This window comes from Streptomyces sp. NPDC102270 (genome assembly GCF_044766405.1).
Classification (GTDB): Bacteria; Actinomycetota; Actinomycetes; order Streptomycetales; family Streptomycetaceae; genus Streptomyces.
Window position 1 is genome coordinate 1 of sequence record NZ_JBIWLX010000025.1, and the last position, 10,014, is coordinate 10,014.

At 70.4% G+C, this 10,014-nt stretch carries 6 protein-coding genes; 5 read left to right on the forward strand and 1 reads right to left on the reverse strand.

All coding sequences use genetic code 11. From position 1 onward, the window contains the following. Positions 1 to 120 precede the first annotated feature (120 nt). The gene (locus tag ACIRP7_RS39590) at positions 121 to 3,726 is read right to left on the reverse strand and encodes a LamG-like jellyroll fold domain-containing protein (RefSeq protein ID WP_403670249.1); all 3,606 of its coding nucleotides are present in this window, start codon (positions 3,724 to 3,726) and stop codon (positions 121 to 123) included. 396 nt (positions 3,727 to 4,122) lie between these two features. On the opposite strand from ACIRP7_RS39590, the gene ACIRP7_RS39595 reads away from it, so the two are divergent. The 5 genes from ACIRP7_RS39595 to ACIRP7_RS39615 all read left to right on the forward strand — a co-directional run. Then, positions 4,123 to 5,142, forward strand: a complete 1,020-nt coding sequence (locus tag ACIRP7_RS39595) for a LacI family DNA-binding transcriptional regulator (RefSeq protein WP_403669979.1) — start codon at positions 4,123 to 4,125, stop codon at positions 5,140 to 5,142. Between the two features lie 132 nt (positions 5,143 to 5,274). After that, positions 5,275 to 6,522, forward strand: a complete 1,248-nt coding sequence (locus ACIRP7_RS39600) for an extracellular solute-binding protein (RefSeq protein WP_403669982.1) — start codon at positions 5,275 to 5,277, stop codon at positions 6,520 to 6,522. Between the two features lie 20 nt (positions 6,523 to 6,542). Continuing rightward, on the forward strand, positions 6,543 to 7,496 hold the full coding sequence (locus ACIRP7_RS39605; RefSeq protein WP_403669985.1) for a carbohydrate ABC transporter permease: 954 nt from the start codon (positions 6,543 to 6,545) through the stop codon (positions 7,494 to 7,496). After that, the gene (locus tag ACIRP7_RS39610) at positions 7,493 to 8,302 is read left to right on the forward strand and encodes a carbohydrate ABC transporter permease (RefSeq protein ID WP_403669988.1); all 810 of its coding nucleotides are present in this window, start codon (positions 7,493 to 7,495) and stop codon (positions 8,300 to 8,302) included. Before ACIRP7_RS39605 ends, ACIRP7_RS39610 begins: the two co-directional genes overlap by 4 nt. A 59-nt stretch (positions 8,303 to 8,361) precedes the next feature. Further along, positions 8,362 to 10,014, forward strand: a 1,653-nt coding sequence (locus ACIRP7_RS39615) for an amylo-alpha-1,6-glucosidase (RefSeq protein ID WP_403669991.1), incomplete at its 3' end; no start/stop codon positions are given.

Below are 10,014 nucleotides of genomic sequence, written 5' to 3' on the forward strand. Positions count from 1 at the left end.
GGTGTGTGGGCGGGGGGGGCGCCCGGGGGGGGGGCGCGGCCGCGCCCCCCCCCCCGCCCCCCCCCCCCCCCCCCCGGCCCGGGGGGCCCCCCCCCGCCCCCCCCGGGGCCACGGATCACCTCACCGCACCTCCCGCGCATACGGCGCCACGGTGATCCGGTCGATCAGCGGCGCGTAGCGGGAGCGCAGCAGCACGCCCGGGAAAGTGTCCGAGGCGTAGGTCGTGCCGTCGAAGTTCGGCAGCTCCTCGGAGCGGAAGAGGATCGTGTTCTGTCCCTTCTTCAGGGTGACCGGGACGGTCAGCTCCCAGAAGTTGTTCTGGTGGAAGCTGTGCGGGAAGCCGACGCGCCGCGTCTCGCCGCCGTTGACGCTGATGTCGGCGTGCCGGGCCAGCGGGTCCGGGTTGTAGTGGGTGGCCTCGGACTGCTCCGGGTTGGAGTAGCGGACGCGCAGCGCGTACAGGCCTGCCTTGTCCGCGGTGACGGTGAACGTCGCGGTGTTGCCGTTGCCCGGGTCCCCGCCGATGCCGGTGATGGCCGTGCCGTCGGTGGCGAGTGACAGCGGGGTGAGCGTGGCCGATCCCGCCAGCACGGCGTTCTGGGCCTCGTACGTACGCGCCTTGAGCGCGCCCTCGCTCGGCGTGACCGTGAGGCGGTCGAGGAGGGTGGCGGACGAACCGCCCGTCAGCGTCACCTTGTTGACGCCTCCGGAGAGGGAGACGGCGACGCTGTTCCTGTCCTTGGCCAGGCGCAGGACGTCGTGTCCGTTGACGGAGAGCCGGGCGCCGGTGCCGCCGAGGGTGTCGACCCGGAGGGTCGCCTCACGGTCGGCGGGGGAGTAGACCCAGAACGTGGCGCTCTGGCCCTTGGCGACCCGGGCCGCGCCCGCGCCCGAGCCCGAGCCCGGCAGGTTGTAGACCGGCTGTGCTCCGCCGGACAGCCAGGCCAACTCGCCTTCGTGCACCTGCGTGCCGGCCGAGGCGCCCGGCAGGGCGAGGGTGAGGCGGTCGACGATGGCGTCGCCCTTCGCCACGCGCTTGCCGTCCAGGCTCTTCGCGGCGAGCGTCAGGGTGTGCTTGCCCTTGGTGAGCTTCACCTTGGTGTCGGTGTGGTCCCACACCACCCACTTGTAGCCGAGCGGCAGGTACAGCTGCTGCTCGGTGCCGGCCTGGCCGTCCACGCGCAGGAAGACGTTGGTGGGCCCCTGCTCCTTCACCTTGTCGAAGGTGTTGAGGGAGTTGGCGAAAACGCTCAGGTCGTAGGTGCCGTCCTCGGGCACGTCCACCGTGAAGTCGAGCGTGACGTCCGAGCCGGTGCGCAGCCCGCCCACGTCGTAGCCGCCCGAGGTGTAGAACTTCGACACGTCGGAGGTGGAGCCCTCCGGGCCGTTCCTCGAGTAGCCGGACCCGGTGTGGGCCGCGTCCTCCGCCTCGTAGGAGCCCTGCCAACGCACCGGCGGCGACTGGGTCTTCGCCGCCTTGCCGGCCGGGCTGAGGACGATCTCGTACGCCGAGGACTCCTTCAGCTTCGGCAGCGCGCCGGCACCGAAGTCGACGACGACCGTGCCGTCGTCCGCGACCTTCAGGTTCGTCTCCGTGAGCAGCTTCGGGCCGGAGGAGTCGCCGACCTGTCCGCTCCACTCGATCTCCCGCACCCAGGCGTGCACGTTCGTGCCGAAGAGCTTCTTCGGGACGCCCGCGAAGGTGATGTGCCCCTTGCCGGTGGAGCCGCCGAAGAGCAGCCGGGCCTGCTTCTTCTTCTCGTCCAGCGTGGCCACGCCCTGCATGGTGTAGTTCTCGCCGGGGAACGGCGGGTTCACCGTCACGGTGTGTCCGCTCATCGAGGCGTACGCATTCAGCAGCCACCACTGGCCGTTGCCGCGGTTGGACTGCACCGCGGAGTCGGAGAGGTTGCCGTCGATGTTCCAGTAGGCGATGTCGGCGTCCACCTTGGACTCCTCGATCGCGGAGACCCACTGGATCATCTGGCCGGGCACCGAGGTGTGGTAGTTGAAGGCGTACTCGTTGACGTTGACGGGCAGTTGGGTGCCCTCGCGGTCGGTCCCCTTGAACAGGTCCTTCTCCCAGACCCGGTACTTGGCGACGCTGGTGCGCACCGCCTCCGGGTGGCTCAGCTCGTGCCAGGTGATGACGTCCGGGAGGGTGCCGGCGGCCAGGGCGTGGGTGAGGAAGCCCTTCACCTGGTCGTACAGGACACTGGTGTTGGGGCCGGCGATACGGGCGCTGGGCATCCTGCCCTTGATGAGCCTGTAGGCCTCGTCCCAGGCGGCGAAGTAGGCCTTGGGGTCGCTCAGCCAGCTGACCTTGTCGTAGCTCCACTCGCCGGTGCCGAACATGTTGCCCTCGGGCTCGTTGAACGGCACGAAGACGATGTTGTCCTGGTACTGCTTCGGCAGCTGGAGCACCTGGTCGACCTGCTTGGCGATCTTCGCCTCGTAGAGCTTGAGCTTCTCCTGCGGAGTGCTGCCGGGCCACTCGTACGGGAAGCCGCGGTGGATGTCGGTCATGTAGATGTACACGTCGCCGTCGGTGGAGTCGGCGAGCGGCTTGACCACGTCCAGGGCGTCGGCGCCGGGGTGCTGCGGACCGTCCTGCGCCTTGGTGGAGACGGTGCGCAGGCCCATGCCCTCGATGAGGTTGTTGGTGGGCACGTCCGGTCCGTACACGCCGTACAGGGTGCCGGAGGCGCCGCCGTGGAAGGCCCCGGTGTCCGAACCGAGGTCGACGGTGAGCTGTCCCTCGCGGACCACGGTGACGTTCGCCTTCACCGCCCGCCCGGCCGCGGTTCCGGCCACCGTGAAGGTCCCCGGCTGGGCGTACTTCTCGGGCGGTACGGCGTCCCAGGTGACAGGCGTGTCACGGTCGTAACCGTCGGAGTAGGTGGCGCGGACGACGGCCGGGAGGGCCGGGGCGGTCCCGTCGGTCGTACGGACGTCGAAGGACGTCTTCGAGAGGTCCTGGAGGGCCGGCACGGTCCCGACCAGGCCGGCCACCTGCTCGGCACTGAGCGCCGAGTGCCACACGGCGAAGTCGTCGACGGCGCCCTTGAGGAGCGGGTCCGGATAGAGGGACTTGCCTATGTAGCCGGCGGCGGTCGCCGAACCGCTCAGCAGGTCCTTGGCCTTGATGGCGGTCGCGGCGGAGGAGACGGCCACACCGTCGAGGTAGGTGGTGAGCCGCCCCGCGGTGGTGTCGAGGGTGACGGTGACCGTGCGCCACGCGTCCGCGGGCAGCGCCGCGTAGCCGCGGACCTGGGTCTCGGCGCCGCCTCCGCCGGTGGTCACGGAGGTCTGGAAGAGCCCGTTGCCGTTGTACGGCGTGCTGAAGAGGTACCTGCTGGTGTCGGTGCCCAGATCGAAGATGCGCTGCCAGGACGACTTGTCGCCGCTCCACTTCACCCGGGCGGAGACGGTCAGGTCGCTCGCGTCGCCGACCACTTCGCGGGGCAGCCGGACGTAGGCACCGTCGGAGGTGGGCGCCCCGCCGGGCAGATCCAGCGCCCTGCCGCCGTCAGGGCCCGCGACGGACCGGGCCGTCGAGCCGTTCACCAGGCTCGCTGTCAGGCCGTTGCCGGAGCTGTCGGTGATGTTTCCGGACGCGAGGTCGTCCTGGTCGAAGGTGTAGCGGGCGGCGGGCCCGGGCGCCTCGGCCGCGTGCGCGGGCACGGCGGGCGCGGCCAGCAGGCCCGCGCCGAGGGCCAGCGCCATGGCGGCCGGCGCGCGGCGGCGCGTGGCTCTGTCAGCGGATGACATGGATTCGTCCTCATCGTCGAGTAACGGGTTCGGGTCGGCACGCCTCGGTCGCCGTCGAACCGATTCGATCCAGGCGGGCGTGGGGGGACAAGAAGCAGGGAGAGGGAGGCGGGTGGGCGGCTCTGTGACAGGCGCGGCGGGGGAGTCGCCGCGGGGCGACTGCGCCGAACCGGTTCGGCGAAGCTAGCACCGGGGCATCCGGCCAGCAATCCCTTCGACACAGAGATCTCGCCACCGCTCGGTTCCCACCAGGGATTGCTGCACGAGTATTGACACCGGCCCGGGCAGTTCCTACGTTCACTTTCACGCGAACCGGTTCGACAGCCGGTCGCCCTGTCCCGAGGAGTCGCCGTGAACATCGGTGAGATCGCCCGGCGGGCCGGTGTCTCTCGCAGCACCGTGTCCTACGCGCTGAGCGGCAAGCGCCCCGTGTCGGAGGACACGCGCCGGAAGATCCAGCGGATCGTCGACGAGCTGGACTACCGGCCCAGCGCAAGCGCCCGCGCCCTGGCCAACGGCCGCACCAGCACCCTCGGCCTGGTGTTCCCGCCCGCCGGGAACCACTACACGGGCATGCAACTGGACTTCATCGGCAGCGTGGTGGAGGCCGCCGCGGCCTACGACTACGACGTGCTGCTCTCGCCCAGCGGCGTCGACAGCGACCGTTCCTTCCAGCGGCTGCTGGGGGAGCGGCGGGTCGACGGCGCGATCCTGATGGAGATCAGGCTGGCGGACGACCGGGCCGATCACCTGGCCGCGCTCGGCTTCCCCTCCGTCGCCATCGGCCGCACCGCCCACCCGGAGGACGGCTGGTACGTCGCCCTCGACCACACCGCGCTGGCGGCGGCCTGCGTCCATCACCTCGCGGACCTCGGCCACCGCCGAATCGCCTTCGTCAATCGGCCCGAACAACTCCTGAGGACCGGGTACGAGTCCGCGCACCGCGGCCTGGACGGCTTCACCAAGGCCGCGGCCGAACGCGGGCTGACGGTCCGCACGTACTGCTGCGGGGACGACGCCGCCGCGGGCCAGGCCTGCGTGGAACGGATCCTGCACGACGACCCGGCCACCACGGCCCTGGTCACCCTGAACGAGGCCGCTCTGGGCGGCCTCTACCGGGGGCTCGCCCATGCGGGCCGCCATGTGCCGCGCGACTTCTCCGTCACCGGGGTCGTCGCCAACCGCTGGGCGGAGACGGTGACCCCGCAGCTCACCGCGGCCGACGTACCGGCGGCCGAGATGGGCCGGCTCGCCGTCGACCTGCTCGTGGAGCGGCTGGACCACTCCGACGCGCCGCCCCGGCAGCACCTCCTGACCCCACCGATCTCGCTGCGGGCCAGCACCGGCCCCGCGGGGACCCCGCAGACCTGATCAGTCCCTCACGTACTCGTCACCCGTCACACCGCTGACGCCCGAACACCCGACGGCGTTGTTCGCGGTGCCCCTTTCTCCGCGCGACCCACCGCCGCGGCACCCGCATGCCACAGACCGAAGGAACCCGCCATGAACAGCTTCTCCAGACGGCACCGTCCGACCGCCGCGGTCCTGATCTCCCTGGCCGTCGCCACCGGCGTCACCGCCTGTGGCTCCGGCTCGGGCAGCAGCGGCACCAAGGGCGCCGACAGCGGCACCTACACCGTCTGGGACCCGTACCCGCAGTTCGCCAAGGGCTCGGCCTGGACGAAGCTGCTCGACAAGTGCGGCACCGCGGCGGGCGTGAAGATCAAGCGCACCGGCTTCGACACCAGCGACCTGACGAACAAGGCCCTGCTGGCGGCCCAGCAGGGCAACTCCCCGGACATCCTCATTGTCGACAACCCGGTCGTCTCCACCCTGGCCGAGGGGGGCGTCCTCACCACGACCGACGAGAACAAGCTGGACACCTCGAAGGCCGACCCGAACCTCCTCGCGGCCGGCCAGTCGGGCGGCAAGACGTACGGCACCCCGATCGGCGCCAACACCCTCGCTCTCTACTACAACAAGAAGGTCCTGAAGGAAGCCGGCGTCGACATCGCCTCGGTGAAGGACTGGACGTCCCTGACGGCGGCGCTGGAGAAGGTGAAGAAGGCCGGCAAGAAGGGCATCACGTTCTCCGCGATCGGTACCGAGGAGGGCAGCTTCCAGTTCCTGCCGTGGTTCTGGGGCGCGGGCGCGAAGCTGACCCAACTCGACTCCGCGCAGGGCGAGTCGGCGCTCTCCCTGTGGAAGGACTGGGTCAACGGCGGCTACGCCCCCAACTCGGTCCTCAACAACACCCAGACGACCAGCTGGCAGGAGTTCGCGACCGGCGACTACGCCTTCGCCGAGAACGGCACCTGGCAGCTCGGCAACGCCAAGAAGGCCGGCCTCGACTACGGCGTGCTCCCGATACCGGGCGCCTCCGGCGGCAGTGCGGCCGCCCCGACCGGCGGCGAGTTCGTCACCCTCCCGGTGCAGGACGACACCGGCCGCTACGCCACCGCACAGAAGCTGGCGACCTGCCTGACCAGCACCCAGAACCTGTACGACACCGACACCACCCTGTCCTACGTGGCGCCCACCACCGAGGTCCAGGACAAGCAGGTGGCCGCGAACGCGGAGCTGAAGCCCTGGGTCGCCGCGGTCAAGGCGGCCAAGGGACGCACCAGTGACGACCTGGGCACCAAGTACCCCAAGATCTCCGAGCAGATGTGGAAGGCCGTCCAGTCCGCGCTCAGCGGCTCGAAGTCCCCGAAGGACGCGCTGACCGACGCCCAGTCCGCCGTCAAGTGAGCGCACCTCAGGGCCAGTTGATGAGCCAGACGACACAGGTGCCGCGCCCGCGGACCGACTCCAAGGGCGCGGCCCCCGAGGCGCGGCGCCGACCCGCCTCCCCGCAGTGGGCCGCCTGGGCCTTCCTCACCCCGGTGACCCTCTACCTCGTCCTCTTCTACGCCTATCCGCTGTACCGCAACCTCGACCTGAGCCTGCGCAACTACACCGTGCGCTCCTTCGTGCGGGGCGACGCCCCGTTCACCGGCCTGGCGAACTACCGGACGGTCTTCGACGACCCCACCTTCGCGCCGGCGCTGCTGCACACCGTGGTGTTCACCGCCGTGTGCCTGGTCTTCCAGTACGCCATCGGCCTGGCGCTGGCGGTCTTCTTCAGCCGGCACTTCCGGCTCTCGGCCACTCTGCGGGCCCTTTTCCTGGTGCCCTGGCTGCTGCCGCTGATCGTGTCGGCGTCCACCTGGTCGTGGATGCTCAACAGCGACTCCGGCATCGTCAACGCCGTCCTGCACGCGGTCGGCGTCGACCCGGTGAACTGGCTGACCTCGCCGACCTGGTCGCTGACCTCGGTGATCATCGCGAACATCTGGATCGGTGTCCCGTTCAACCTGGTCGTGCTCCACAGCGGCCTGCAGTCCATCCCGGCCGGCCTGTACGAGGCGGCGGCCCTGGACGGGGCGAACGCCTGGCAGCGCTTCTGGCGCATCACCTTCCCGCTGCTGCGCCCGGTCTCCGCCATCACCCTCCTGCTGGGCCTCGTCTACACCCTCAAGGTCTTCGACATCATCTGGATCATGACCAAGGGCGGCCCGGCCGACTCGTCCACCACCTTCGCCACCTGGTCCTACCAGCTCGGTTTCGGCAACCTGCTGCCCGCCTTCGGTCCCGGTGCCGCCGTCGGCAACCTGCTCGTGCTCGCCGCCCTGGTCTTCGGCCTCATCTACGTGCGTCTCCAGCGAAAGCAGGCGCTGTCATGACCACCCGCCTGAAGACCGCCCTCGGTCTGCTGCTGACCGGGATCATGCTCTTCCCGGTCTACTGGATGCTCAACGTGTCCCTCACCCGCGACCAGGACATGCGCAAGAGCCCGCCGGACCTGTTCCCCGCCCACCCCACCCTGGAGGGCTACCGGGCCGTCCTCGACCAGCAGTTGCCCTACCTGGGCACCAGCCTCGTCATCGGCCTCGGCACCGTCGCCCTGACCGTGGCCCTGGCCGCCCCGGCCGGCTACGCACTGGCCAAACTGCGCCCACGTGGCGGCGGCATCCTCAGCTTCGTCCTCCTGGCCGCCCAGATGATCCCCGGCATCATCATGGCGATGGGCTTCTACGCCATCTACCTCCAACTCGGCCTGCTCCAGTCGGTGCCCGGCCTGATCGTCGCCGATTCCACCCTCGCCGTGCCCTTCGCGGTGCTCATCTTCACCGCGTTCATGTCCGGCATCCCCGGCGAACTCCTCCAGGCCGCGCAGGTGGACGGAGCGCGGGCGCTGCGCACCTTCTGGTCCGTCGTGCTGCCGATGAGCCGCAACTCCGTCGTCACCGTGTCACTGTTCGCGTTCCTGTGGTCCTGGTCCGACTTCATCTTCGCCAGCACCCTCGCGGGCGGCGGCGCCCACGAGCCGATCACCCTCGGCATCTACCACTACATCGGCAACAACAACCAACAGTGGAACGCCATCATGGCCACCGCCGTCGTCGCCTCCCTGCCGGCCGCGGTCATCCTCGTCCTCGCCCAGCGCTACGTCGCCGCCGGCGTCACCGCCGGAGCCGTCAAGGACTGACCTGCGCGGCGCGGCCCTTCCCCCCTGACGATCCCTGCTCGAGAAACGAGTGCCTCTTCATGACCGCCGACCGCTCCGGCCCGGCCTTCTCCGTCCAGGACATCCCGTTCAGCACGCACGGCTCCTGGTTCGGCATCTCCCCCGTGCTCGCGGAGAAGACGCGCGCCGAGGACCTCCACCTCGTCTCGCACCAGAACGGCATGCACGCCGTCCTGAGCCTCGTGCCCCTCGACCCCGCGACGGGCGAGCGGGCCGAGACCCTGGTCGAGGCCACACCGGGTCTGCTGAGCTGGACCGGCCCGGCCGGGCGGGTGGATCTCGCCTACGAGACGCCGGACACCGTACGACTGCGCGGTGCGGGCGTGCCGCTGCGGATCTCGGCGGCGGCCCGGACACTGACCCCGTTCAGCGGGACGTACTTCTACCGCGAAGCGGCCGCCGACGCGTACGTGTTCACCTCGTACGAGACCGGATGCCGTTACCGGATCACCCTGCTGTCCGGCACGGTGACCGAGGTGTTCGGCAGCCAGGCCCTGGGCAGCGCCGAGCGGGGCGTCACCGTCGCCGCCGACGCGGACGGCGAATGGGAGATCGCCCTCGAGGAACTCGACACCGCCCGCCCGCCCTACGCGTCGACGGCGGCCTTCGGCAAGGTCGTCGAGGCCACGCGGAACGCCTTCGCGGACTTCGTCGACTCCGTGGCCCCCTGGCGCTCGTCCACCACCCCGGCCGCCGAACTCGCCGCCTACGTCCTGTGGTCGGCGACCGTACGCCCGGCCGGTCTGGTCACCCGGCCCGGTGTCCTGATGTCCAAGCACTGGATGGACAAGGTCTGGAGCTGGGACCACTGCTTCAACGCCCTCGCCCTGGCCCCCGGTTGCCCCGAACTGGCCCGGGACCAGTTCCAGCTGCCCTTCGACCACCAGGACGACAGCGGCGCCCTGCCCGACTCTGTCACCCACTCCGAGGTGCTCCGCAACTTCGTCAAACCTCCCATCCACGGCTGGGCGTTCGGCCATGTGCGCCGCCGGCTGCCCAGCCCCCTGGAGCGGGCGGAGCTGACCGGGACGTACGACCGGCTGGAACGCTGGACGGACTTCTGGCTCACCGCCCGGCGCGCTCCCGGGGCCGCCCTGCCGCACTACCAGCACGGCAACGACAGCGGCTGGGACAACGCCACCACCTTCGACCCCGAGCGCGTGGTCGTCACCGCGGACCTGGCCGCCTTCCTCACCCTCCAGCTGCGTGAACTCGCCGATCTGGCAACGTACTTGGAGAGACCGGACGACGCCCTTCGGTGGACGCGGGCCGCCGAGGAGACCCAGCGGGCGATGCTCGACCAGCTCTGGACGGGCGACCGGTTCGTCACCCGCGGTGTCGACAGCGGCGACACGTGGGAGACCTCCAGCCTGCTCGACCTGATGCCCATCGTGCTGGGCGAACATCTGCCGCCGGACATCAGTGACGTGCTGGCCGGCCGGATCGAGGCCCACCTGACCCCGTACGGTCTGGCCACCGAGCTGCCGACCTCGCCGCACTACCTTCCCGACGGCTACTGGCGCGGCCCGATCTGGGCCCCCGCCACGGTCCTCGTCGAGGACGGCCTGCGCCGCGGCGGCCACCACCGGCTGGCGGACGAGATCAGCGCCCGCTTCCGCGCGCTGTGCGAGAACCACGGCTTCGCGGAGAACTTCGACGCCCTGGCCGGTTAC